Here is a 23,402-nt window from a genome sequence, read left to right on the forward strand (position 1 = left end):
ATTGCCGGTCAGATGTTTGATAACGAATATGACTTGGCCATGACCGTCATTGACGGCATGGAAGCGCGTAGTAAAGCTGGAAATTATCAGCTAGAACGTTTTATGTTTAAATGCGCCTAGCTACTTAATGTCGTGATGAATGGGCATGGTCACCTCGTGCCGTCAGATCAGCAGCATAAAGAATAGAAGACTGAGCCCAGCCATCAGGACTAGATGGGGAAGATTGCTGAGTAGGGAGCGCTGGGTAATGCGCAGGAGCGGATAGGGGCTAAAGACCAGCGCTGACAGCAGCGTCACCCCCTGAAGAAACTGCGCCACATCGGCACTCCAGGTAAGGGTGGGCAAACCCGCCCCGCTGTAGCCCAGGGTGCGGGCTAGAACGGGGAGAATCTGACCAGCCTCAGTCATGGCGGCAGGAATGTAGTGGGCCAGGTTGGCCGCCAGGGTAAAGGGCAGATAGGCATAGATGACCGTGAGATAGGCAGGCTGAGCCGGATCAAGGCGGCGGGCGATCGCGTGGGTTAAGTACGTTAGCCCCGCCGGAATACTCAGGAGAGCCAGGGCGATCGGGGTACTGATTCCCAGGTGGCCAGCATCCATCGCCACACCGCTGAACCCTAGCCACCCTAAAATTTGCTGGCTGTGGTGCATGAACACGCCCCCCAGTAGGAGCAGGAGCAGCGCCGCTTCGGCCCCATTGCCCTGATGGTTGTCCAACAGGTCCGAGGCGGGGAAGCGCAGGTTGAGTTGCACCGAACGATGGGGGCACGCCTTGAGGCAGGTCATGCACAGTACACAGTCGCGGTTATCTGGCAGCTGCGCCGGGTGCGAATAGAGCGGACAGCCCCCGGTCGCCTGCCCTTCGGTGGGCAGGGCATCGGCAAAGGTGACGGGGGTCGCATCACTGCCCTTGTAACAACCAAAGGTGCTGCACTGGCTACCGCACACCTGCTGGGTCGATCGCAGCTCTACCATGGAGAGCTTGGCAAACATGCCGTTCATGCCGCCGATGGGGCAGAGGTAGCGGCACCACAGCCGCCGCTCGTAGATCAGGCTAAAAATCACGGCCCCTGCGGTAATCGCCAGCAGTAGCCAGGCCGAAAGATAGGCGTGGTGAGGCAAGTCCCACAGCTTCTCCCAGAGATAAATCACCACAAAGCCGCCAAAGAGCACCCACGCTCCCCAGCGGTTGAGCCACCGAGTCGGCCAGGGGAGCTGCTGGCGAGGAAACAGCCAGAGGGAGAACCGGCGCAGCCATTCCGCCGTAATCATAAAGGGACAGACGGCACACCACAGCCGCCCAATAAAGGCAAACAGCAGCAGATAACCGGGCCACCACCAGGCCCAAAAGAAATTGAGCGTGACGCTGCTGTCTCGGGTCTGCGGCCCCAGGAACCCGGCCAAGGTGACGGGCACAAACACCGCCATCATCACGATCCATAGTCCTTCGGGGTACCAGCGGCTGAGCAAGATTCGCCGCAGCCAGGGCAACTGGGTCAGCAAATCGACCCGGAAGGCATTTTTGGCCGACTGCACCGACCACAGCGCCTGCTCGGGAATCACCGTCTGGCCAGGGGGCGTCATGATCACCGCCCGATGCAAAATCTCCGCTAGTTCGCCTAGGTTGCCGGGATAATCGTAGCTAATCAGACGGCGCAGATCGGCCTGGTCGAGGCTTAGCGGGGGGCGGCTTTGCTCCTGGCAAAAGCGGGCCAGAAAAAATTGGGCAAAGTCGGGAATGTCGGCCTTGCGCTGAGGCAGGCTGAACAGCTTGATGGCAACAGCCTTTACCCCTGGTAGCACCAGCTTTTCAGGAGATGCCAATATTAAGCGCACCCAAGACTGGACTGCTTTAGGGGGTTCACTAGACGCGGCATTGAGCAGAATAGTCCTGGTGTTGCAGTAGTGAGCTAGGCGATCGCGATCTTCTCCACTGAGCACCTGAAGATTGCTCAGTAGCAACGTCCCTCGCTCCAGCAGTTCGATCAGCCCCGGTGCGCTACCGAGTCGGCCAAAAAGGAGGTCGGTATCCAGGCTACCGTCCCCTGTGCGAGGGAGTTGAGCGCAATCTAGCTTCGCAAAAGGTTGGTCGGCCAGGCCAGAGCGGCTGTGGATCAGACCGGCTAAAAAGATCTTGCCGGTGCCCGGTGGCCCCTGCAGGATGACGGGTTGGATCGTCGCGGTAGCCTGATCAACGCTGTCCTTCAGCTTCTGGCTGAACTTGCTGCTGCCGAGGATTGCTTCTCCAGTGGGCACCGCATGGATGTAATCTCGCAACCCCTGAATGCGGCGTTGTTCTTGGGCAATGCGGGCACTAAAAGCATTGAGATCCTGAGCCAGCAGGCCATTAAACAAATGCTCAATTTCGGCATACTGCTGCATCAACTGTCGAAACTGAGCTTGGGGCAAAAACCACAGCTCACAGGCCGTCAGGGCGATCGCCTGGGTCTGGTGCTGGCCGCGATCGCCCTGGGCCATCAGCGACACATAGCCAAACAAATCCCCAGCACTGCGCTGGCGAATCAGCGATTTACCAATGGGGGAGAGCCGATAAATCTCCACCGCTCCCCATTTGAGGATGTAGAGCCCCGTGGCGGGATGGCCTTCCTGGTAGATCAGGGTTTGAGCTTCTGCGCGAAAGGGATGCAGGGCCTGGGCGATCGCCGCCAGAGCCTCGGCAGGTAACTGCCCCCACAGGCGATGGAAACTGAGCCAGGTTTGGCAATCTGCAATCTCCTCAGCACTCTGAACCTTGCCTGCGATCAGTGGCAAGGTCTCATCTGAGCTGGTCGGCTCAGGCTGAAATGGGTTTTGGGAATCTGTTTCACAATCCATAGTGCCAACTTCGGCTGCCTCAATGCGGCCAGGATCGACATCTCCCTACCGCTATATCCCCACTGGCTCAGCCATAGTCTATTTTCTCTCTTGTCTACTTATGCCGCGCTAGCCTCAACATAAAAGACAACATTTAGCCCCAATTTCCCGCGATTCTGGCAGTTTATGAGCTGTCCGGAACTCTACCAAGTTAGTCAATGGGGGCTTTGCTGTAGGTGTAAGTTGGACGATTACTTGGCAATCCTTTCCCCAGCCTTTTTCCACCCGGCAAAGCTAGGCGGAAAACCCTGGACATTGTCGTAGCCCAGCAGGTGAAGACTCACCACGCCCATGGCCGAGCGATAGCCCGAGGAGCAGTAGAGTACCACGGGGCGATCGCGCTCAATTTCATCGAGGTGCTGGGCCAAGGTGCGCAGCGGCATGTTGATCGCCCCAGGGATGTGGCCGGCCCCGTACTCCGCCGGTTCGCGCACATCCACCAGGAGGGCTTTGGAGTTGGCCTGCAAGCGCTTTAGCCCCGCCACATCGTCGATCTTGTAGTAGCCAGCGGGTATGGCGGTCAGGGTGCGATCGACTGCCGCCTTGAGGTCAAGAGATGCGTCAGAAACTGAAGGTTCGACCACCTGAGCGATCGCCCTTGGGCCGGTCAGGGGTGCTGCTATAGCGAGGTTGTGCCCTACCCCCAGCAGCAGAGAGACTGACAGAAAAAATTCGAGAAATAGACTTTGAAAAACTCGATTTAGTTGCTTGAACACCATAATTTTTCCTACCTATACAAGCCTGTCAAACCAATGCTCATCCCCAAATTGCACCAAAGAATATGCCGGAGATTGTCGCCATCACCACCACCAAAGCCACAAACACGGCGGTCTTTTTGGTACCCATAATGCTGCGAATCACCAGCATATTCGGCAGCGACAGGGCTGGCCCCGCCAGCAGCAGCGATAGCGCTGGCCCCTGCCCCATGCCATTGCCAATCAGCCCCTGCAAAATCGGCACCTCGGTCAAAGTGGCAAAATACATAAACGCCCCCGCCAGCGCCGCAAAGAAATTGGAGAACATCGAATTGCCGCCCACCGCCCAGACAATCCACTGGGAGGGAATCAGCGCTTCATGGCCGGGACGACCGAGCAAAGCCCCCGCCACCACTACGCCAAAAAAGAGCAGCGGCAAAATTTGCTTGGCATAGTCCCAGGAGGTCTCAAACCATTCGCCAGCCTCGTCTTTGTTGGTGCTGGTCAGCCACGAAAGGCCAATCACCCCTGCCGCAAAGGCAATCATCGGCTGGGCGGCAAACTGAAAAGCCAGCACGGCGGTGACGCTAGTAACGAGCACAACCTTGCCCACAGTCAGCTCAAACCAATGCACTAGAATGACTGCCAGGGCAATACCCAAGGCTCCAGTAATCCACCATTTGGCAGCGTAGATGGCGGCCCAGGTGCCCACCATCTCAGCGGGTTTAGCCCAGTTGGCGAATACCAAAATACCCACCATCACCCCGAAGAACAGGGCGTTTTGCCACAGCGGGCGGGCCACCTCCGGCTCGGGCAATCCGGCCTGGGCTTCAATCTTCTCCAGCTCCTCCTTGCGGAAAATAAAGGCCATCAGCAGCCCAATCACCACGCTAAAGAGAATCGCCCCAATGGCCCGAGCGATGCCCAACTGTAGGCCCAAAACCCGCGCCGTGAGAATAATCGCCAGCACGTTGATCGCTGGGCCAGAGTAGAGAAAGGCCGTCGCTGGTCCCAGGCCCGCCCCCATGCGATAAATGCCCGCAAATAGGGGCAGCACAGTGCAAGAACACACCGCCAGAATGGTGCCCGACACCGAGGCCACACTGTAGGCGAGCACTTTGTTCGCGTTGGCCCCCAGGTATTTCATCACCGAGTCTTGGGAGATGAAAACTGCGATCGCGCCGGCAATAAAGAATGCTGGAATCAGGCACAGCAACACATGCTCCTGGGCATACCAGCGCACCAAATAGAGTGATTCAAAGACGGCATTGCGCAACCGCTCAGAGGTTTGAATCGCCTCCACCGGCAGATAAAAGCACACCAGAAACCCCGCCACAATCCACAGCAGCGGTTTCCATTCCGACTTCCAAAAATGCATAAACTACCCTCCTCTCCGATGCGATCGGGGAGATGTAATGGGAATAAAACTAAGCCGTCATGCCCGGTCAGACCTCCGAGTTCTTTATTGCTAACCTAGGATGCCTTTGCATCCCCGAAAAGAACTCAGAGGTCTAGTGCCCAGGTATCCTAGACGGGCAAGAGAGCCGCAATGTCAGCGGGTTCTAGCACCTTGCCCTGGCTCAACACTTTGCCATCGACCACCAGGGCTGGGGTTTTCATCACCCCGCGTTTGACAATTTCCATCGTGTCGGTGATGTGGGCCACGTCAGCATCTAGGTGGCGGGTGGCGATCGCCGTTTTCGCGTTGGCCTCTAGCTGGTGGCATTTTTTGCAGCCGGTGCCCAAAATCTCAACCTTAAGTGTCGTCATCGTTGTCATCCTTGTTTGAAGCGGTAGGGTATGGAACGGTTATGCCGAAGCCGTGATCGGGTTGGTGTCAAACACCACGCACTGCTGCCCCGGCTGCGCGGCGGCGGTACCCGCCTGACACTGGTCAAGCAAGGGCGCTAACTGGGCACGCAGGGTTTGCAGCTTTGCGATGGTTTCGTCAATGTGCTCGACCTTTTTGAGCAGGCGGCTGTGGACCTGTTGGCATGAAAGCTGCTGCCCATCTTGCAGGGCCAGCAGGTCTTTAATGTCATCCAGGCTGAGCCCCAGGGCTTTGGCTTGGGTAATAAAGGTCAGGCGATCGAGGGCGGGCTGGTCATAGAGGCGATAGCCCGCCGCCGTGCGCTGGGGGCTGGGCATCAGCCCAATGCGCTCGTAGAAATAGAGCGTTTGCGGGTTTAGCCCTAATCGTTGCGAGACTTCACCGACTTGGAACATCGCCCTGGCTCCACTACATTGACCTGGTCGAATCTTACTGCTTATACCCAGGTATAAGGTCAAGGGTTAAGTCTGACTGGCCACCGTTTGCCATTCTGCAATCAGGGCCGAGGGCACCTTCAGGACAATGGTATCGCCGTCCATCGTGGGCAGGGTCAACCGGAGCGGGATCTCGGCCTGGAGTTGGGGCAAGATCGGCTGCAAGTCGTACTGGCCAACATTGGGTTCTGGGGCAGCTGCATCGGTAAAGATTTGGCCGGAGTCATCCGCCGCCGTCAGGGTTTTACCGAGGGAATCGGTCAGGGTCAGGGGTTGGCTGCGGTCAATCGCCGCTACGCCGGGAAAGCCCACCAGGCGCAGAGCAACGCTGGTACTGCCGTCGGAGAGAATGCGTTTGAAGGCGATCGCCTGCCAGCTATTCCCATGCTGATCTTTCAAGGTTTGCCGCGACTGATAGACCACCTGCCCTGGGGCTTCCTCCAGTTGGCGAATCGCCGCCGCTGCGCTGGGAGGGTTGAAGAGTCCTAATCCGAGCCAGATTCCGAGGATTAAGGCTGCCAACCATAACAACCAGGAAAACGCTTTTTTCATAAAACACCCTATTGATGGGCCTTACATTAAGAACTGGCGACTACGTCGTGAAAATGACTAAAGTCAATGTAGCGATCGCCCCCTTGGATCTCATGGATGATATCGATGAAGCGATGATCCCAGAGGATGTCGTGGGCCTGGTAAACATGGCGGGCATGCACCGCCTGGGTTACGGTTTCATCAATGCCGCTGAGAGACACAATCATTTGTGCCCTGAGCTGAGCTAACGATTCGGTGGTTTGCTGCCACAACGGGCTGTCAGCATCAATCGGATGAATGGCCGTCCAGGTCAGCGGGAAGCTCGGTGTTTCGCCTCGCAACAGATTCAAGGGATACAGGCGTCGCATCACCTGACCTTCCAGGCTAACTTCATCCCTCAGCAGATAGACCCGCATTTGCGCCTCTATCACCGGGTTTCCCCGCTGGTTGGCCGACCGAAACATCAGGGCTGGAACACCGTTATAGGGGGTAACTACCACTACCCGACTAAACAGAATCCGGGCAGTCGATTGGGCAAACCGAGTAAACACCAGCCCGGTGACCACGGCGAGCCCCAGTAACCCCACCAGGGCTTCAACGGTGACCACCGCATTGGCATACAGGGTTTGGGGGTACATGGCCCCGTAACCAATGGAGGCCAGGGTTTGCACACTAAAAAAGAAGGCATCCCAAAACGATCCGGGCTGAGCCTGGGCAATGCCATCGCCCCCCGCCAAATAAGCCAGGGCAAACAGGGCATTTAAGAGGCCATAGACCAGCACCATCAGCAGGAAAAACCCCGGCCAGGGAATGGTCAGCAGCAGGTGGTATGGATCGCGCCAGTAGGAGTGCCAAGCGCCAGCATTGGACAATTGCAAAACTCCTTGGGGAACCAGTCCTCGCCGCGAGTAGGGCGATTGTCCACGGTGTGAAAGTTGCACGGCGATGTCTATCCCCCAGGAAATCAAAGGTTAACCCGCTTGGGCCTTCGCCGCGATCGCCAAACCCAAGCGACGCCATTCGACCATGCCGCCGGTCACGTTATAAATCGCTGTGAAGCCCAATTTCACCAGTTGCTGAGCGGCAATGGGGCTACGGTGGGCGGTTAAGCAAACCACCGCAATGGGCTGATCCGGCGGCAGGTCTCGAAACCATGGCGGTAAAACCCAGCGCGCTATCCCCAAGCCCAGCAGCAGGCGCGGTAGGCTCAGATTCCTGGCTCCTGGGGCGTGGCCAGTGCGGTACTCAAGCCCGCTGCGAACATCGATCAGCAGGGGTGTATTTGGCAACTGGACTAGCTCTGTGGGGGAGAGATTGACCACAGTTTGGTCTAAGGGAGATGGGATAGGCATAGAAATAGGGTCGAGGGAAATAGGCTGGACGTTATGCAGGATCGGGGTGACCGTTGCCGTGATGATGATCAGGGTCATCGCCATGTTCTCGCTGGTGATGCTCCTCAGGGGTGAGGGTGGCGAGGGTACCGGCCAGGTAGGCTATGACCGCCGCATCGAGATCGGTTTCGGGGGTAATCAGCGGCTGAATGCCTTTAGACTCCAGACGACGGGCTAATCCCCGTCCCATGCCTCCACTAATCAGCACCTGCACCGTATCTAGGGGGTGAGAATCTTTCGGCGAACTCTCGTGAAAGCTTTGGTCTTTGGTAATTTGGAGGGGCTTTTTTCCCTGGATGGTATTGTCCTCCACGTCATAGATCCAGAATTTTTGACAGCGCCCCAGGTGGCCAGTCACCTGGGTTTGATTTTGGCTGGAAACCGCAATTTTCATGAGATTTAAGCTTTGTGTAAGTTTGAAATGATAGGCGAGCGAAACCTTGGAGTAGGGTGCTTTTGAGCTTGCAGCTAAACCCACCAGGGCTTTGCGCCGGTGCGCGGATCGGTCGCGCTCCAGGGGGAGATCAAAATGTTGTTATCACTGACGTTGACCTGCACAATCTTGAGCGGTAAAGGCGCAGGCCCCCGCACCACCGAGCCGTCGGGGGCATAGAGCGACCCATGGCAAGGACACTGAAACTCTTGATCCAGCGGGTTCCAGGGAAAGGTGCAGCCCAGGTGGGTGCAGTTATCGACAATGCCGATACTGTCTAGAGTTCTGTCTTCAGTGACGATTAAGTAGGTCGGCTCTCCAGCCAAACCGGCGACTAGGGCACGCGTTCCCGGTGGCTCTACCAGAAGCTGAGAGGCGGGAATGAGATTTCCCAACGCATCTCTAGCCAGAATTGCTCCTCCCGGCCCTGTTTTCTCGGCTGGGGGAACCAAGACGTTACCCGCGACATACAGGGCAGAGCCAGCGGTGGCGGCAACGGTGGCTCCGGTTAGAAAGTTAAGCAACTGTCGCCGCGATAGGGATGGCCCTTCGATTGGAAGACTTGTGTCCATTGGAAAAATCCTTGCAATCTAGATGGCGTGCTCATGGATCTGGGCGGCGGGGAGGCGATCGATCACCCGCTGCATTTTCTCGCTGGCGGCGATCGCAATTTCCTTTGCCTTCGGACTATCGACCGGCAAAAACATACTCAGTGGATCAATGGCGGAGACTTCGACCCGGCCATCGGCGTGCTCTTGAACCACTACATTGCAGGGGTATAGCACCCCAGCTTTGTCGTCGAGGTGCAGCATGTCGTAGGCAATTTGCGGGTGGCAGGCCCCCAAGATTTTGTAGGGGCGGAACTCGGCGTTGAGTTTTTTCTTAAAAGCGGCCTGGGCGTCAATTTCGGTCAATATGCCAAAGCCGTCCTGCTGGAGCGATTCGGTCACTTGGGCGATCGCCTGATCAAAGGAGGCGTCAACAACTTTGCTGAAGTGGTAAGTCATGGTGATTTTTCAACGTAAATGAATAAGCAAGGCAATTTCTGGAAAACAGTTTCTCCAGTGGTGGGCATTGCCCAATCTAAGGCAGCTACAAACGCTGAATAGCGCAGGCGGGGAATCTCCCAATGAATGCGTCTACTACAATTTTTGGGACTGGTTCGTGTGCAGCCCCAGCAGGCTATATAGACCGCAGAAGCCCACCAGCCCGGTGACCAGCAACACGGCCCCCGCCACCACCAGGCCCACGCCCAGGGCAGAGCCGCTGTAGAGCACCAGACCCAAGTAGAAGAGCACTGCGGCCAAGACCAGGCGCACGGCGCGATCGACGGCACCAACATTCGTTTGCATAGCAATTATCTCCAAGAATGAATGAATGGATGTCAACTCCTGGCTCAGCCTCTCTGTCAGGGATTGCGGTGGCAGGAGTGTAATCTCCCTCAATAATATAACTTAATAGCTATTGAGTGGTAAAGTGATTTATAGGAGCGAATTCCTTTGCCAGATCTGGTTGGCAGACAGGTCTAGGCAAAAGCGCAAACCATGGAAGGCCTCCAGGCGATGAAGCCTGGCGCAGCATCAGAGGCCCCCCATCACACAAGTAGCCATTCACCAGCTTTTTAGGAGACCACCGCTATGCAGACGATGCCCATCAATATTGGCATGGCCGAACCCGATCGCCACGCGATCGCCCAGGGGCTGTCTAAGCTGTTGGCCGACACCTACACCCTGTATCTCAAGACCCACAACTTCCACTGGAACGTCACCGGCCCCATGTTTCGCACCCTGCACCTGATGTTTGAAGAGCAGTACAACGAGCTGGCGCTGGCGGTAGACCTAATTGCTGAACGCATTCGAGCGCTGGGGTTTCCGGCCCCTGGCACCTACCGGGAGTTTGTAGCACTGTCGTCCATTGGCGAAGAAGAGGGCGTGCCCAGTGCAGAAGACATGATTCGCAAGCTGGTGGAGGGGCAAGAGGCAGTGGTGCGCACGGCGCGATCGCTCTTTGCCACAGTGGATCAAGCCCATGATGAACCCACCGCAGACCTGCTCACCCAACGCATGCAGGTGCATGAAAAAACCGCCTGGATGCTGAGAAGCCTGCTGGGAAATTAGGCAGAGACATTTGCTGCCGTCGCACAAATTAATCAGAAATCGCATTGAGGCTTTTTCTATGGCTCACGTTGTTGTGATTGGTGCAGGATTGGGCGGGCTGCCCACCGCCTACGAGCTGCGGCAGTTGTTGCCGCCTCAGCACCAGGTGACGCTGATTTCTGACCAGCCCAAATTCACCTTTATTCCGGGGCTGGTGCGCGTCGGGCTGGATGTCGATCCGCTCGACCATTTTCAGCTCGACCTAGTGCCCCTGGCCCAGCGCCACAATGTCGCCCTAGTGAAGAGCAAAGTCACTGCCCTCGATCCCCAGGCCCGGCGCATCACCCTGGAAAATGGTGAAACGCTTGACTACGACTATGTGGCGATCGCCACTGGGCCTAGCTTTGCCTTTGACGCCATACCAGGCCTTGGCCCCCACGGCGGCTACACTCACTCCATCTGCTCTCCCAGCCATGCGCTCCATGCCAGAGAGGCGTGGCTCCAGTTTTTAGAAACCCCTGGCTCGTTAGTGGTGGGGGCCGCCCCTGGCGCAGGCTGTTTTGGCCCAGCCTACGAATTTATTCTGATGGCGGAGCAGATTTTGCGGAAGAAAGGATTACGCGATCGCGCTACCCTCACCTTGGTCACCCCCGAACCCTACGTGGGACATCTGGGCGTCAGCGGCGTTAAAAATGCCGAACGACTCACCACAGCCCTACTACGGAAACGCGGCGTTGACGTGATCGCCAACGCCGCGATTACCGCCATCTCCCCCGACAGCATTACCCTCGACGATGGCCGTGCCCTGTCCCAGCAGTACGCCATGGTGCTCCCCGCCTTTCGAGGCGCGTCGTTCATTCAAAATACTCCGGGGCTAGGCAACGAAAGGGGGTTCATTCCGGTATTGCCCTCCTACCAGCACCCCGACTTTCCCTCGGTTTATGCCTTAGGAGTTGGCGTCAGTCTTTCTCAGCCCGAGCAGTTCCGCGTGCCGATTGGCCTGCCCAAAAGCGGGCAAATGACCGAAGCCATGGGTATGGCCGTTTCCCACAATATTGCCGTGCAGTTAGGAGCCCTGCAAAAGCCGCTGCAAACCCCAACCCTGGAAGCCATTTGCTTTGCCGAATTTGGCGACACCGGCATTCTCTACGTGGCCGCTCCAGTCTTGCCCGACCCGGCTACAGGCAAACGCCGCTACTCCTATGCCGTGCAGGGGAAATGGGTGGTCTGGGGTAAGGCCCTGTTTGAGCAATACTTCATGACCAAAATGCGCCTGGGGGCCGCCGTGCCCTGGTACGAGCGGCTGGGACTGCGGGCAATCTTTGGCGTCGATTTAGTCAAACCGATCGCTGCCTCTCCCCAAGAGACTCCGGTTAGTGCGTAAGTCTAAACCCGATTCAGGAGATTAACCCGTGACGCAACTTTATCGAATGGCGGTTTGTATTGGCATGGCGATCGCGCTGATCCTCCTCCAGCCCACCTCCGCCTGGGCCGACGTCAACCCCACTGAACTGGCCAAAGCTGTCCAAGCGATCGAACAGTTAGACATGCTCCGCTCCGGCCTGGCGTCAACCTTAGAAGGCCAGACCGAAGTGCCCACGAAGGAGACCATGAAAGAAGTCTGCCGCCCTGTGGGCATGAAAGCGATGGAGCTGAGTAAAGAAAACGGTTGGCAGGTCAAACAAATTGCCACCAAATATCGCAATCCAGCCCATTCTCCTGACACGCCCCACTCCCGTATGGCCCTCGCTCAATTTGAGCAACAACCCGAACTCATGGGCTTTTGGGAAAAAGCGACCATTGATGACCAAGTTGGCAATCGCTACTACCGCCGCATCAATGTCGAGGCCAGTTGCCTTGCCTGTCATGGCCAGCAAAATCGGCGTCCCCAGTTTGTTAAAGATGGCTATCCCCAAGATTTAGCCTACGACTTTAACGTCGGCGATCTGCGCGGCATGTACGCCGTCTTTATTCCCGAAGTGCAGCAATCTATTCAATCGGCCATCAGTCCCTAGGTTCCTATTTTTTTACCTTTTATAAGGATGTTTTTTGATGTGGAAGCTGTTGGAGCTAATTCAGAAAAACTTGACCTGGGCAATCCCAGCCTCAATGATTTTAGGCATTGTCGTCGGGTACAGCACTAATCCCGCGCCGCTGAAAGCGCTGATCATTCCGCTCACCTTTCTCATGGTGTACCCCATGATGATTAACCTACAAGTTCAGAAAGTCTTTTCTGGGCAGGATTACAAACTCCAATTAGTCACTCAGCTAATCAATTTTGCGATTGTTCCCTTCTTTGCCTTTGGTATGGGGAAGCTGTTTTTTGCCGATCAACCCCTGGTCGCCCTGGGTTTATTACTGGCCTCACTCTTGCCCACCAGCGGTATGACCATTTCTTGGACAGGCTTTGCCAAAGGCAACCTTAACGCAGCAGTTAAGATGACCGTAATCGGCCTGATTTTGGGGTCAATTGCTACCCCTTTCTATGCCAAATGGCTTATGGGTGCGGCGATTGAGATTCCTCTAGCCGATATTTTTCGACAGATCATTGTGATTGTGTTTCTGCCTATGCTGTTGGGCATAGCCACTCGCCTGCTGCTGATTCGCGTCGTGGGCGCAGACAAATATAACAAGAGTCTGAAGCAAAAGTTCCCCGCATTTTCGACCCTAGGGGTTTTGGGAGTGGTGTTTGTGGCGATGGCGCTGAAGGCTGAGGCCATTGTGAGCAAACCCATGATTTTGGTGTCATTTTTGGTGCCGCTGGCAATTTTGTACATCGGCAATTTTGCCCTGAGCACGCTGGTAGGCAAGCTGTTGTTTAAGCGGGGAGATGCGATCGCCCTCGTCTACGGCACCGTCATGCGTAATCTGTCTATCGCGCTGGCGATCGCCATCACCGCATTTGGGGGCGAACAGGGGTCAGAAATCGCCCTGATCATCGCTATGGCCTATATCATTCAAGTGCAGGCCGCCGCCTGGTACGTGAAATTTACTGATAGAATCTTCGGCCCCGCCGAACAGCCCCAGACGGTCTAGGGATAAACCTCTAGCGAATCCGAGAGATAGGCTAGAGCGATTGCCCCAGCCTATCAATCAGCTCATGCTCATCGCACATTGGCTTTAGGCCAGCGAAATCCGGGTTTGCTAGAAGGGTTCCACCGGGCCGCTGACTATCATCGCTTCTACGGAGGCAGCGGTCTGCAGAGGACTTAAGCGCGTTGAGGGCAGGGTGGGTTGAATAGTTGCCTGCGCGCGCAACTATCACGACAATACAAGAGAACTAAATGGGCCGAAATAGCAGCTTCGCCAGTTTAAGGCCTGGTAACGTAGAGCACCTCAGCTTCCCCAGCTACTTTCACCCCAAATTCGAGCGTCACTAACTAAGACCGGTATCTTGAGATTCTGCCGGTTGGTTAGGATAGTTTTGCCGCTGCCCAAAAAGCCCTTGATGATTGTGACTGGCAGGTCACGATTAGGGATAGGTGGGGAAGTTAGAAGTTATAGGGGGAGGGGTATTGGTTGTAAGGGTGGTGGTGGTCAAGTGTTAGGTATCAGGTCGATATCCGATACCCATTTCCCACTACCCAAAACTATTCCCAGCTAGCGTTTGTCCCCATACCAGCTGTGAGATCAGCTCGGCTTAGGTTGGCACCGTTGGGGCCTCCAACAGTGACACCGCCAAGTCGGCATAGGATGGAGGCCGTTTTAGCGAAATTTCTGAGGCGGGTTGAGGTTTGTCAAACAGGTAGCCCTGGCCAAATTCACATCCCAACACTTGTAGAAACTGGAGTTGTTCTGAGGTTTCGATGCCTTCGGCAATCACGGACAGCGATAGCTGACTGCTAAGGGCAATGATGGTGTTAATTACCTGGTGGTTGCGGTGACCGGTGTGGATCTGCTGCACGAAGGAGCGGTCGATTTTTAAGGTGTCGATGGGAAAGCGATGCAGGTAGCCCAGGGAAGAGTAACCCGTGCCAAAGTCATCTAGGCTGATTTGAATCTGGCGCGATCGCAGTTGTTCCATCACCGCAATCGCTGCTTCGGCATCTTGCATCAGGGCGCTCTCTGTAATTTCCAGCTTCAGGCAAGCCGGATTCACCCCGGTGGCGGCCAACACCTGGTCAATGTCGGCCAGCAGGGTGGGGCTGTCAAACTGTCGCACCGAGAGGTTAACGCTCACCGTTAAGTCGGGGGCACCCTGCTGGTGCCAGGTCTGCAGTTGCTCGCAGGCTTGCTGCAACACCACCAGCCCCACCTGCACTACCAGCCCGGTCTCTTCCATACAGGGAATGAATTCCGCCGGTGACACCAACTGCCGTTCGGGGTGCCGCCAACGCACCAAGGCTTCAAAGCCGACCACCTGGCCGGTGGCCAGCCGAACAATCGGTTGATAGTAAGTGACAAATTCTTGATGTTCCAACGCCCGTTGCAGGTCGGTTTCTAGGGCAAGACGATCGCGAGTGGCGGTAGTCAACTGGGCATCAAATAGCTGGTAGCTGCCCTTGCCCTGCTGCTTAGCCCGATGCATGGCAGTATCTGCCGCCTGGAGCAGAGTCTCTGGCTGGGCCGTGGCCGTATCGGTCAGCGCCACCCCCATACAAACCGACACAAAAAAGTCACAGTTGGCCACCCGAAAGGGTTTAGCAAAGCTATCAAATACAGTTTGGGTCCAGCTTTCTAGCATGGCTGGGCGATCGAGATGATGCAAGAGAAAGCAAAACTCATCGCCTCCCATCCGGGCCAGCATATCCCCAGGGCGCAGCTGCTGCTGTAGCCGCTGGGCAATGGCTTTGAGTAGGTCATTGCCGACGTCATAGCCAAAGGCTCCATTCACCAACTTAAAGTGGTCGCAGTCTAGATGGGCGAGAGCAACGTTATAGGAAGAGGCAGGGGTATCGATCGCCCTCTCTTCGGCCCCCTCTTTAGAGCTTTTCGCAGACTGCAACGCCATCGACGTCGCTTGCAACAACCGGGTGCGACTGGGCAGCTGGGTCAGGGCATCTCTGTCAATCATTGCCTGGAGCTGAGCGGTGCGCTGCTGCACCAGGGTTTCAAGCTCAGCATTGAAGTTCATCAGCTGTTGGTATTGCTGGCGAATGCGCAGCATGGAGCGAACTCGGGCCAATAGTTCTACCCAGTTGATGGGCTTGCTGAGAAAGTCATCGGCTCCGGCCTCCAGGCAGCGGCTGAGATCTTGCTTAGAGTCGAGAGCCGTCACCATGATGATGGGCACCCCGAGCCCCTGGGGTAAGGCTTTGATCTGCCGACACACCGCCATACCGTCGAGCCCAGGCATCATCACGTCCAGCAAAATCAGATCGGGCCGTACGGTGTTGAGGCAGTCTAGGGCAGTCTGGCCGTTGGCAACGTAGTGCAGGGTGTAGCCCTGATTCCGGAGCATGCTCTCAATCACATCGAAATTGTCGGGTTCATCATCCACTACTAGGAGAGTGTGAGATTCAGGGGGAAGTAAGTCCATGGGATTTTACTAAGTGGGTGACCAAGGGATTGAGCGTAATTGCGGCATCGATACGGCGACCCTGCTGGGGGCTTTAGGGGCTAGGTTTCGGCTGCGGGCTGTCAGTTATCGGGAATGCTTGGGTGGCGATCCGGCAGGATTAGCGTCTGAATGCTCTCGACCAGTTGCTTCAGCCGGACCGGCTTACTCAAATATTCGGTCGCACCAGCGGCTAGGCAGCGATCGCGATCACCGGGCATGGCCAACGAGGTCAGGGCAATTATCGGTACCTCATTGAATCTCGGGTCACGGCGAATATGGCCGATCGCCTCCAAGCCATCCATCCCCGGCATTTGGATATCCATCAAAATCAGATCGGGGGTCAAGTGCTGGAGGCAGTCAATGGCTTCCTGGCCGTTATGGGCGATATCAACCCGGTAACCCTTGGCCTGTAGATAGCTCACTATGGTGCTGATGTTGGCTTCATTGTCTTCGGCCAGCAAAATCAGCGGTGCTGTGGCGGGGGTGGTCGCCACCGTCGATGAAGGTATCGCCGGGGAAGAAATGGGGGTAGTGGCCATCCCTTTGGCGTAAGGAAGATCAAAGGTAAAGCAGCTGCCTACCCCGACCTCGCTCGTCAGCCCTACCTGCCCGCCGTGCAACTCAACAATGCGCTTGACCAGGGCCAGCCCCAACCCGGTGCCCTGGTATTGACGGTTGAGGGCACTGTCTACCTGCACAAAGGGTTGAAACAGACGCTGCTGCTCTGCGGGGGTGATGCCAATGCCGGTGTCGGTTACCGCAAACCGCAGGTAGGGGGTTTCCTTGCTGCCCAGCGAGGACGCTAGGGGAATAATTTCAAGGGTGATCTGCCCCTCCTGGGGGGTAAATTTCACCGCGTTGTTAAGCAGATTGATCAGCACCTGCCGGATGCGCCGTTCATCTAGGAGTATGGTCGGCAAATCAGCGGGCAGATTGACGGTGAGCTGAATGTCCTTTTTCAGGGCAGACTGTTTGACAAAGGCAAGGCTAGATTGACAGAGAGGGGCAATCGCCGTAGGCGCTAGGTCCAGCTCTACCTGACCGGCTTCAATCTTGGCCACATCTAGCACGTCGTTGATTAGCTCTAGCAGGTGTGAACCGCTGCGTTCAACGGTTTTAAGCGCTTTGAGTTGTTGGGGGTTGATCGCGCCAAATACGTCTGCCTCTTGCAGCATCTCTGTCATGCCCAAAATGGCATTGAGGGGAGTGCGCAGTTCGTGGCTCATGTTAGCCAAAAACTCATCCTTGAGGTGGGTAGCGCGGATCAGTTCCTGATTCATGCGGGTGAGTTGCGCTTGGGCCTGCTGGCGCTCGGTCAATTCTTGTTGCAGTTGTTCAAACAGGCTGGCCTGCTGAATGGCGATCGCCAACTGGTTGGCAATCTGCTGCAACAGCTGGGCTTCTTCTGGCTGCCAAACGCGATGACTGCGGCAGGCATGAACCACCAGCACCCCCCACAGCTTATTGCTGCCATTGGCGCTTACCCAGCGGTGGGCTTCGGCGGCATTCAATTCTTGAAGAATGGGGGCTACAATCTTGGACTGAATCTGCCCCGCCTGAGAATAGTCCACCAAACAGTCGGTCCAAATGTCATCCATCACATCGGGCACAATTCGGGGTTGCCCCTGCCAATAGTGTTCCAGAATATCCTGAGACCAGGTTTCATCTTCCCAGTGCATAGCTTTGAGGCGGGGGAGATCGGGAGCGACGGCTTCTTCAACAATGTGGCTTTGGCCATCGTGGCAAACTTGAAACACAATCACCCGCTCGCCCTGGAGCAGCTCCTGCACCTGCTGGGTGGCGATCGCCAAAATTTCTGGCAGGTCAAGGGATTGTCGAATCTGTTGCAGAATCAGCTCTAGGGCCGTTTGCTGCCGCAGTTGCCGCGCAATTGTTGCCTCGGCCTGTTGCCGCTCTAGCAACTCTGTCTGAACCTGCTCATACAGGCTGGCCTGCTGAATAGCAATGGCTAGCTGGTTGGCCAATTGTTGCCCCAGGTCAATTTCAGACTGCTGCCAATGGCGGGGGGCATCACACTGGTGAATGCACAGTAGCCCCCATAGCTCGTGGTTACAGAGCAACGGCATCACTAAGTTGGCCTGCACCTGAAATTGAGCCAGAACATCGCTATGGCAGGGTGTGAGACCATTGCGGTAGATGTCGTCCACTACTTGGTAGCGCCCTTGGGCATAAAGACTGGCATAGTTTTCGCCAAAGCAGTGGTCGTGGATGCGGATAGCCATTGCCGAGGAAAACCCAATCACCACCGACTCTGCTACAAATTCACCATCGTCGTAGCCAGAGTCGGGATAGAACTTGAAAATGCCTACCCGATCGGCCCGGAGGCAGGCGCGAATTTCGTCACAGGCAGTATTAAAAATAGTCTGGAGGTCGAGGGATTCCCGAATGTGCTGGGTGATTTCGCGCAAGACCATTTCTCGCTCAGCCTGTTGGCGAATAATGTCTTCACTACGTTTGCGCTCAGTAATATCTTCAGCAATGCCGGCTAGACGGTAAACCTGGCCCTGGGCATTGCGAATGGGGAAGGCCCGATCGTGAATCCAGCGATGGGTGCCATCGGGGCGAACAATCCGATATTCTTCGTCGAAGGTACCTTCGATTTGTTTGGGAATCGCCGCTAACACCTGCTCTCGGTCGTCGGCATGAATCCTGTCAATCCAGGCATCTGGGGTAATGTAGAGTTCGGAGCAGGGGCGACCCCAAATCCGCTCGTAGGCGGGGCTGACGTAGACGCGATCGGTACGGTTGAGATGCAAGATCCAAAAGACTGCATCGACCACCTCGGCAAGTTGGCGAAACTTTTCTTCGCTTTCCCGCATGGCATTTTCCGATTGCTTGCGATCGCTAATATCAGTCAGGGTGCCCACGTACCCGAGCGTCTTTCCATTGGCGTCGGTTTCGAGCAGCATCTGGCAGTAGAACCAGACAATACTGCCGTCATCGCGCAAAATTCGGGCTTCGTTTTGAAACGGTGCAACCGCACCGGTCTGCAACCATTGCTGGGTTTCTGTCTGGCTGCGGTCCCGATCATCGGGATGAATGGTTTCTAGCCAGCGATCGCCCAGGGCAAAGGCAATCGGTTTCCCGGTCATTTCGGACCAGCGCTCGTTGACATAGGTGCAGTGCCCTTCAAGATCAAAGCGAAAAATGGCCACAGGTACCGCCTGAGCCAGCGTGACATAGCGCCGTTCGCTCTTCTGCAAGGCCGCTTCTGCCTGTTTGCGTTCGGCGTCTAGCCGTGCCCTTTCGCTGATATCTTGGCAAACACAAATTAGCAAGTTATCTGTCGAAAGGGTCAGCGACAACTGCTCTGGGAAGGTGGTGCCATCCTTACGGGTAGCCGTGACTTCCCCCTGCCAAGACTTTTGTGCTACCAAAACTGGAAGTATTTCCCGATCGAATCGCTCTAGCTGCTCAGGGGAATACAACATCCGCCAACTTTGACCGATCAGTTCTTCTCCCTGCTCGTAGCCAAACATCTTGGCATGGGAGGAGTTGAAATACAGGTAACGCTCATTCTCAAGAATAGCGATGCCGTTGACTGCTGCTTCGATCGCGGCTAACTGGCGCTGTAAGGCAATTTCGGCATTTTTACGTTCGGTAATATCCTGATAGGTTCCCAAAACACCTACCACCTCCCCCTCCAGGTTACGCAGTGGTAATTTGTTGGTTTCTAACCAGATCACCGCCCCATCCTGCTGGTGTTGGGGTTCGAGGATGCCGAGTTTTGCCTCGCCACTCTCCATGACAATGCGATCGTCGGCTCGATAGGCTTCCGCCTCAGTCATGCCCCAGGGCATTGCAGAGTCGTTTGTACCTACCAACTCTGACACAGAGCCAAGGAAGGCATCCTGGAGAAAGCGTTGGTTAGCTCCTAGATACACAGAGTTTCGATCTTTCCAAAACACCGAGAGTGGTACTGTATCCAACACCGTTTGCAGAAATTGCTGGGATTCTTGCAGGGCGGTTTCGTAGCGTTTGCGATCGGTGATGTCACGAAGAATCCCCTGCACCAGAATTTCTTCATCAATGCTGATTACACTAGCTGTAATATCTACGGGTACTACGCTGCCATCTATCCGACGACAATTCACATCCAACACTTGAGTGCGTTGTCTTTGCACCACTTCAGCAAATGTCACCATTACCCTAGGTAACTCTTCGCTGGTATGCAGTTGAGTGAAATGCAGGGTAGACAATTCTGCTAGGGAATAGCCCAACAGTGCTTCTGCTTTCTGATTAGCTTCCAGAATGTTCCCTTGTAGATCGGCCAACACAATGGCATCAGCAGCACCCTCCATCAACCCTCGATATCGGGCTTCTCGCCGCTGTAGCTCCTGCTCCGTCGCTTTTCTAGTGGTGACGTTTCGAAAAATGCCTCGGGTAGAGACAGGTCGTTGGCTACCATCGGCCTCGGTGGCAAACCGACAGTTGATATTTCCCTCTACCACAACCCGTTGTCCTGACTTGCAGATAAAGGTTAATTCCATCTGCTCCACAGGGGTAATGTCCCCCGATCGCATTTGCGCCAACATAGCTTGACAATGGGGCAGGCAATCCGGTGCTAACACATCAAAAAGGGTCAACTGTGCCACTTCGGCGGGGGTGTACCCCAGCACATTTTGCCAAGCACGATTCACAAACTCAAAACGCCCAGTGTTAATGTCCACCATTTGAATCAGGTCATTGGCGTTGTCTAAAAAGTCTTGAAGGATCGCTTCCCGCTCCGCTAGTTCGGTAGTGCGTTGCGTGACTCGCGCTTCTAATTCAGCATTCAAGGTCTCTAGGGCTTGTACTGTGAGGAGCCGCTCTAGTTCAGCCCCTGCACGGGCAGCAAAAATAGAGAGCAGGGTTTGTGCCCAGGTTGGGTCAGCTAAGGGAGCATCATGGAAAATGCAGAGATTACCAATGGGATCACCCGCAGCATTCTGTAGCCTGACCCCCAGATAACTGTCTACCTGTAGGTCAGTAAACAGGGCATTGCCAGGGTAGAGAGCGAGAATATCCGCAGGATGGCAACAACTCCCAGTTTGGAGTGTCTGATGACAACAGGGAACTAAGTCGTAGGGTAGAAATGCTGAGGGACAACGCTCACCATCAGCAAAAAATGCCAGGACTTGAAACCCCTCTGGTGTGGCTTGGGAAACTGAGGCATAGCGGACGCCCAGCGCTTCAGCAATGTGGCGTGCCAAGGCCGGAAAGAATTCTTCTCCAGTGAAGGCGACTGTGCCCTCGATGATCTGGCGGAGAGCGGCTTCGGCGCGATCTCGGCGCATTTCGGCTACGTGCTGTTGGGTAATATCCTGCACCGTGCCCCGCGATATTAAGGGAGTACCGTCGGCACTGTAGGTGGTTTCAAACTGCTCTTGCACATACTTAACTTGAGCTCCGGGCACTTGCAGGCGATGCACTAAGCGATAAGGCTGGCGATCGCGCAGATGGCTCGCATAAGCTTCATTAACGAGGGTGCGATCGTCTGGATGGACTAAATCTAGAAAGGCTTCGTAGGAAGCACCAAATTGCTGCGGATCGATCTCAAAGAGGCGAAAAACTTCCTCTGACCAGTAGAGGGTGTTGTGCTGAAGATCTAGTTCCCAGCTGCCGATGTGGGCAATGCGCTGGGCTTCCTGCAAGCGTTCTGTACTCTGGCGCAGTTGCCGCTCCGCTTGCTGGCGCTCTTGCAATTCGGACTGTAATTGTTCATAGGTGGAGGCTTGATTGAGGGCGATCGCCAACTGGATAGAGAGCGATCGCACAAAGTCAATCTCTGCCGGTTGCCAGTCGCGGGGCTGGGCTTCGGTCACATTCAGCAGGCCCCAGAGTTCATCTCCACAGAGCAAAGGCACCAAAATTTTGGCCCGAGTCTGAAGCCGAATCAGCATGTCGCGGTGGCAATCAGCCATTTCGATGGCGTAGATATCGGGCATCACTCGAATGCGCCCCTGGCGGTAGACCTCTGCTTGGGTCTCTAAAAACCAGGCGTCGCCAATGCGCTCGCCAACTAAAGAGAGGTCGGCATCGGTGGACTCCGCCACCACCACGGCGGTCCCGGCCTCAAATCGCCAGATGTTGACGCGATCGCAGCTTAGAATTTGCCGCGCCTGCTGCACAGTGGTATCTAAAATCACCTGAACATCTAGAGAGGCCAAAATTTGTGAGGCCAACTCAGCCATCAGGCGATCGCGTTCCGCCTGCACCTGAAGGGTGTGAGTGCGCTCCTGCACCTGCCGCTCCAGCTCCGCCGCTCGGATTTCCAACAGCGAAACGCGCTCCGTCTCCAGCCGCGTCACCTTTTTCTCTAGCGCCTCTGCCAGGGTATAGAGATCTATGGGGTTAAAAGCTTGTAACAAGCTGGTTTGGGTGACAATGCCCAGCAACTCCCCCTGCTCACCGGCCACAACCACCCGGTGAATCCAGCGCTGCTCCATGATTTGCTGTACCTCCCACAGGGACGTATCTGGGGCAACGGTAAACACAGGACTACTCATCACTGTCTGGGCTGTGGTTGCCTCCAAACTCAGCCCCACAGACTGGAACTGCACCAGATCTCGCTCTGTCAGCAGCCCTACTGCGCGCTGCCAAGGGGTCTCAGCACTGCCACCAGGCACGGCAATTACCACCGAACTCACCCGGCGATCGGCCATCAGCCGGGCAATTTTTAGCATGGAGTCGTCGGGCGACGCCCAGAGGACATCTGCGGTCATCACCTCCTGCACTAGCCGTAACCGGAGTAGGTCTACAGGGCGAGTCAACTGCCGCAGGCTTTCGTGGGTGATCAGACCCACCAGGCGATTGTGCTCATCTACAATCGGCAGATGGCGAATGTGATGATGTTGTAACAGATCAATGGTGCTGAATATATCAGTGAGGTCAGCTTGACGGCAGGTGATCACCGGTTGGGCCATCGCCTCCGCCACCAAAAGCTGATTGAGGGGCTGCTGCTGGGCACTGAGGCGCACGACATCTCGCTCAGTCAAAATGCCCACCACCTGGTCGTTGTCTACCACCACCACACAGCTAGAGCGAATCTCTGGGTGCAGGCCACCCTCGGGGGTATGGTCGCGGTCAATCGGGCAAAGGGTGCGAATGCCGCTCATCAGGGCGATCGCACCCATCACCGAGGTATCTGGCCCGATGGTTAGAGGATCGTGAATAATGGCAGCCGTAAGATCAGCGGGCTTGAGGGTAGCCATGGGTTTAGCTCACTTTGACGATAAACATACTGATATGTCCATTTGCCCGGTCTTCTCAATCGACCAAATTCCTTATTCATTGTGCCCGCCTATCTCCCAGTATCCCTACACAAACGCCCTGTATAAAAATTTCAGCTAAAAGGGGTATGGCACCGATTCGTGTAAAAATGGGCCACATCTCCTGAAAGTCTTGTGAACAAACAGATTCAGAGGTTGGAAATAGCCTATGTCAGGGCAGCGTGAGGACTTTTGGTTGAGATCAGGACAATGCCCTGTGGATAAGGTTGGCTGATGGTCTTGAAGGGGGCCAAAAGTTGTCGGGTCAGCAACTACTCAACGACAACTATGGACTCTCAGCACTCGATTTTGTAGTTCAGCAGTGCCTGCGAGAACTCTACTCGTC

Annotated in this window: 18 protein-coding genes and 1 pseudogene; 4 read left to right on the forward strand and 15 right to left on the reverse strand. The window is 55.6% G+C overall.

Features of this window, described 5'->3' with window-relative positions; genetic code table 11:
• Positions 1–162: 162 nt before the first annotated feature.
• From IQ273_RS07225 to IQ273_RS07280, 12 genes are all read right to left on the reverse strand, one after another.
• Positions 163–2,835 carry a cyclic nucleotide-binding domain-containing protein gene (locus IQ273_RS07225; RefSeq protein WP_194022504.1) on the reverse strand — a complete coding sequence of 891 codons (2,673 nt, stop codon included), beginning with the start codon at positions 2,833–2,835 and terminating at the stop codon, positions 163–165.
• Between the two features lie 230 nt (positions 2,836–3,065).
• Complete coding sequence (locus IQ273_RS07230) at positions 3,066–3,593, reverse strand: rhodanese-like domain-containing protein (protein WP_194022505.1); 528 nt, start codon at positions 3,591–3,593, stop codon at positions 3,066–3,068.
• 37 nt (positions 3,594–3,630) lie between these two features.
• The gene (locus tag IQ273_RS07235) at positions 3,631–4,947 is read right to left on the reverse strand and encodes a permease (RefSeq protein WP_194022506.1); all 1,317 of its coding nucleotides are present in this window, start codon (positions 4,945–4,947) and stop codon (positions 3,631–3,633) included.
• A gap of 149 nt (positions 4,948–5,096) precedes the next feature.
• Positions 5,097–5,339 (reverse strand): thioredoxin family protein, encoded by a 243-nt coding sequence (locus tag IQ273_RS07240; RefSeq protein ID WP_194022507.1) that lies wholly within the window; start codon positions 5,337–5,339, stop codon positions 5,097–5,099.
• Positions 5,340–5,378: 39 nt separating this feature from the next.
• Positions 5,379–5,795, reverse strand: a complete 417-nt coding sequence (locus tag IQ273_RS07245; RefSeq protein WP_194022508.1) for a heavy metal-responsive transcriptional regulator — start codon at positions 5,793–5,795, stop codon at positions 5,379–5,381.
• A gap of 66 nt (positions 5,796–5,861) precedes the next feature.
• Positions 5,862–6,386: a DUF3122 domain-containing protein gene (locus tag IQ273_RS07250; RefSeq protein ID WP_194022509.1), complete on the reverse strand. Its 525-nt coding sequence runs from the start codon at positions 6,384–6,386 to the stop codon at positions 5,862–5,864.
• A 26-nt stretch (positions 6,387–6,412) separates the two neighbouring features.
• Complete coding sequence (locus tag IQ273_RS07255) at positions 6,413–7,306, reverse strand: ion channel (RefSeq protein WP_313898037.1); 894 nt, start codon at positions 7,304–7,306, stop codon at positions 6,413–6,415.
• Between the two features lie 30 nt (positions 7,307–7,336).
• On the reverse strand, positions 7,337–7,717 hold the full coding sequence (locus tag IQ273_RS07260) for a rhodanese-like domain-containing protein (protein ID WP_194022525.1): 381 nt from the start codon (positions 7,715–7,717) through the stop codon (positions 7,337–7,339).
• 31 nt (positions 7,718–7,748) lie between these two features.
• On the reverse strand, positions 7,749–8,150 hold the full coding sequence (locus IQ273_RS07265) for a NifB/NifX family molybdenum-iron cluster-binding protein (protein ID WP_194022510.1): 402 nt from the start codon (positions 8,148–8,150) through the stop codon (positions 7,749–7,751).
• 74 nt (positions 8,151–8,224) lie between these two features.
• Positions 8,225–8,761, reverse strand: coding sequence for a cytochrome b6-f complex iron-sulfur subunit (gene petC / locus IQ273_RS07270; protein ID WP_194022511.1), 537 nt, complete (start codon positions 8,759–8,761; stop codon positions 8,225–8,227).
• A gap of 18 nt (positions 8,762–8,779) precedes the next feature.
• Positions 8,780–9,196, reverse strand: a complete 417-nt coding sequence (locus tag IQ273_RS07275; RefSeq protein WP_194022512.1) for a DUF302 domain-containing protein — start codon at positions 9,194–9,196, stop codon at positions 8,780–8,782.
• 135 nt (positions 9,197–9,331) lie between these two features.
• Positions 9,332–9,541, reverse strand: coding sequence for a DUF2892 domain-containing protein (locus tag IQ273_RS07280; protein ID WP_194022513.1), 210 nt, complete (start codon positions 9,539–9,541; stop codon positions 9,332–9,334).
• A 285-nt stretch (positions 9,542–9,826) separates the two neighbouring features.
• On the opposite strand from IQ273_RS07280, the gene IQ273_RS07285 reads away from it, so the two are divergent.
• From IQ273_RS07285 to IQ273_RS07300, 4 genes are all read left to right on the forward strand, one after another.
• Positions 9,827–10,306, forward strand: coding sequence for a Dps family protein (locus tag IQ273_RS07285; protein ID WP_194022514.1), 480 nt, complete (start codon positions 9,827–9,829; stop codon positions 10,304–10,306).
• Between the two features lie 58 nt (positions 10,307–10,364).
• Positions 10,365–11,669: an NAD(P)/FAD-dependent oxidoreductase gene (locus IQ273_RS07290; RefSeq protein ID WP_194022515.1), complete on the forward strand. Its 1,305-nt coding sequence runs from the start codon at positions 10,365–10,367 to the stop codon at positions 11,667–11,669.
• 64 nt (positions 11,670–11,733) lie between these two features.
• A complete protein-coding gene (locus IQ273_RS07295; RefSeq protein ID WP_194022526.1) occupies positions 11,734–12,300 on the forward strand; it encodes a DUF3365 domain-containing protein in 567 nt (188 codons plus the stop codon).
• 37 nt (positions 12,301–12,337) lie between these two features.
• Positions 12,338–13,321, forward strand: coding sequence for an arsenic resistance protein (locus IQ273_RS07300; protein WP_194022516.1), 984 nt, complete (start codon positions 12,338–12,340; stop codon positions 13,319–13,321).
• Positions 13,322–13,657: 336 nt separating this feature from the next.
• On the opposite strand, the pseudogene IQ273_RS35335 reads toward IQ273_RS07300, so the two are convergent.
• From IQ273_RS35335 to IQ273_RS33525, 3 genes and pseudogenes are all read right to left on the reverse strand, one after another.
• Positions 13,658–13,765, reverse strand: a pseudogene (locus IQ273_RS35335) (GTP-binding protein); the annotation flags it as partial.
• Between the two features lie 160 nt (positions 13,766–13,925).
• Complete coding sequence (locus IQ273_RS07305; RefSeq protein ID WP_194022517.1) at positions 13,926–15,764, reverse strand: EAL domain-containing response regulator; 1,839 nt, start codon at positions 15,762–15,764, stop codon at positions 13,926–13,928.
• Between the two features lie 101 nt (positions 15,765–15,865).
• Entirely contained in the window at positions 15,866–22,999 is a 7,134-nt protein-coding gene (locus IQ273_RS33525; RefSeq protein WP_228052486.1) for a PAS domain S-box protein, read from the reverse strand.
• Positions 23,000–23,402 lie beyond the last annotated feature (403 nt).

The sequence above is a fragment of the Nodosilinea sp. LEGE 07298 genome, assembly GCF_015207265.1.
In the GTDB taxonomy this organism is placed as follows: Bacteria; Cyanobacteriota; Cyanobacteriia; order Phormidesmidales; family Phormidesmidaceae; genus Nodosilinea.

Bases quoted from the DNA above. Each gene is read 5' to 3' on its own strand.
- IQ273_RS07225 (WP_194022504.1), bottom strand. From the start codon at position 2,835: ATGGATTGTGAAACAGATTCCCAAAACCCATTTCAGCCTGAGCCGACC.
- IQ273_RS07230 (WP_194022505.1), bottom strand. From the start codon at position 3,593: ATGGTGTTCAAGCAACTAAATCGAGTTTTTCAAAGTCTATTTCTCGAA.
- IQ273_RS07235 (WP_194022506.1), bottom strand. From the start codon at position 4,947: ATGCATTTTTGGAAGTCGGAATGGAAACCGCTGCTGTGGATTGTGGCG.
- IQ273_RS07240 (WP_194022507.1), bottom strand. From the start codon at position 5,339: ATGACGACACTTAAGGTTGAGATTTTGGGCACCGGCTGCAAAAAATGC.
- IQ273_RS07245 (WP_194022508.1), bottom strand. From the start codon at position 5,795: ATGTTCCAAGTCGGTGAAGTCTCGCAACGATTAGGGCTAAACCCGCAA.
- IQ273_RS07250 (WP_194022509.1), bottom strand. From the start codon at position 6,386: ATGAAAAAAGCGTTTTCCTGGTTGTTATGGTTGGCAGCCTTAATCCTC.
- IQ273_RS07260 (WP_194022525.1), bottom strand. From the start codon at position 7,717: ATGCCTATCCCATCTCCCTTAGACCAAACTGTGGTCAATCTCTCCCCC.
- IQ273_RS07265 (WP_194022510.1), bottom strand. From the start codon at position 8,150: ATGAAAATTGCGGTTTCCAGCCAAAATCAAACCCAGGTGACTGGCCAC.
- petC (WP_194022511.1), bottom strand. From the start codon at position 8,761: ATGGACACAAGTCTTCCAATCGAAGGGCCATCCCTATCGCGGCGACAG.
- IQ273_RS07275 (WP_194022512.1), bottom strand. From the start codon at position 9,196: ATGACTTACCACTTCAGCAAAGTTGTTGACGCCTCCTTTGATCAGGCG.
- IQ273_RS07280 (WP_194022513.1), bottom strand. From the start codon at position 9,541: ATGCAAACGAATGTTGGTGCCGTCGATCGCGCCGTGCGCCTGGTCTTG.
- IQ273_RS07285 (WP_194022514.1), top strand. From the start codon at position 9,827: ATGCAGACGATGCCCATCAATATTGGCATGGCCGAACCCGATCGCCAC.
- IQ273_RS07290 (WP_194022515.1), top strand. From the start codon at position 10,365: ATGGCTCACGTTGTTGTGATTGGTGCAGGATTGGGCGGGCTGCCCACC.
- IQ273_RS07295 (WP_194022526.1), top strand. From the start codon at position 11,734: ATGGCGATCGCGCTGATCCTCCTCCAGCCCACCTCCGCCTGGGCCGAC.
- IQ273_RS07300 (WP_194022516.1), top strand. From the start codon at position 12,338: ATGTGGAAGCTGTTGGAGCTAATTCAGAAAAACTTGACCTGGGCAATC.
- IQ273_RS07305 (WP_194022517.1), bottom strand. From the start codon at position 15,764: ATGGACTTACTTCCCCCTGAATCTCACACTCTCCTAGTAGTGGATGAT.
- IQ273_RS33525 (WP_228052486.1), bottom strand. From the start codon at position 22,999: ATGGCTACCCTCAAGCCCGCTGATCTTACGGCTGCCATTATTCACGAT.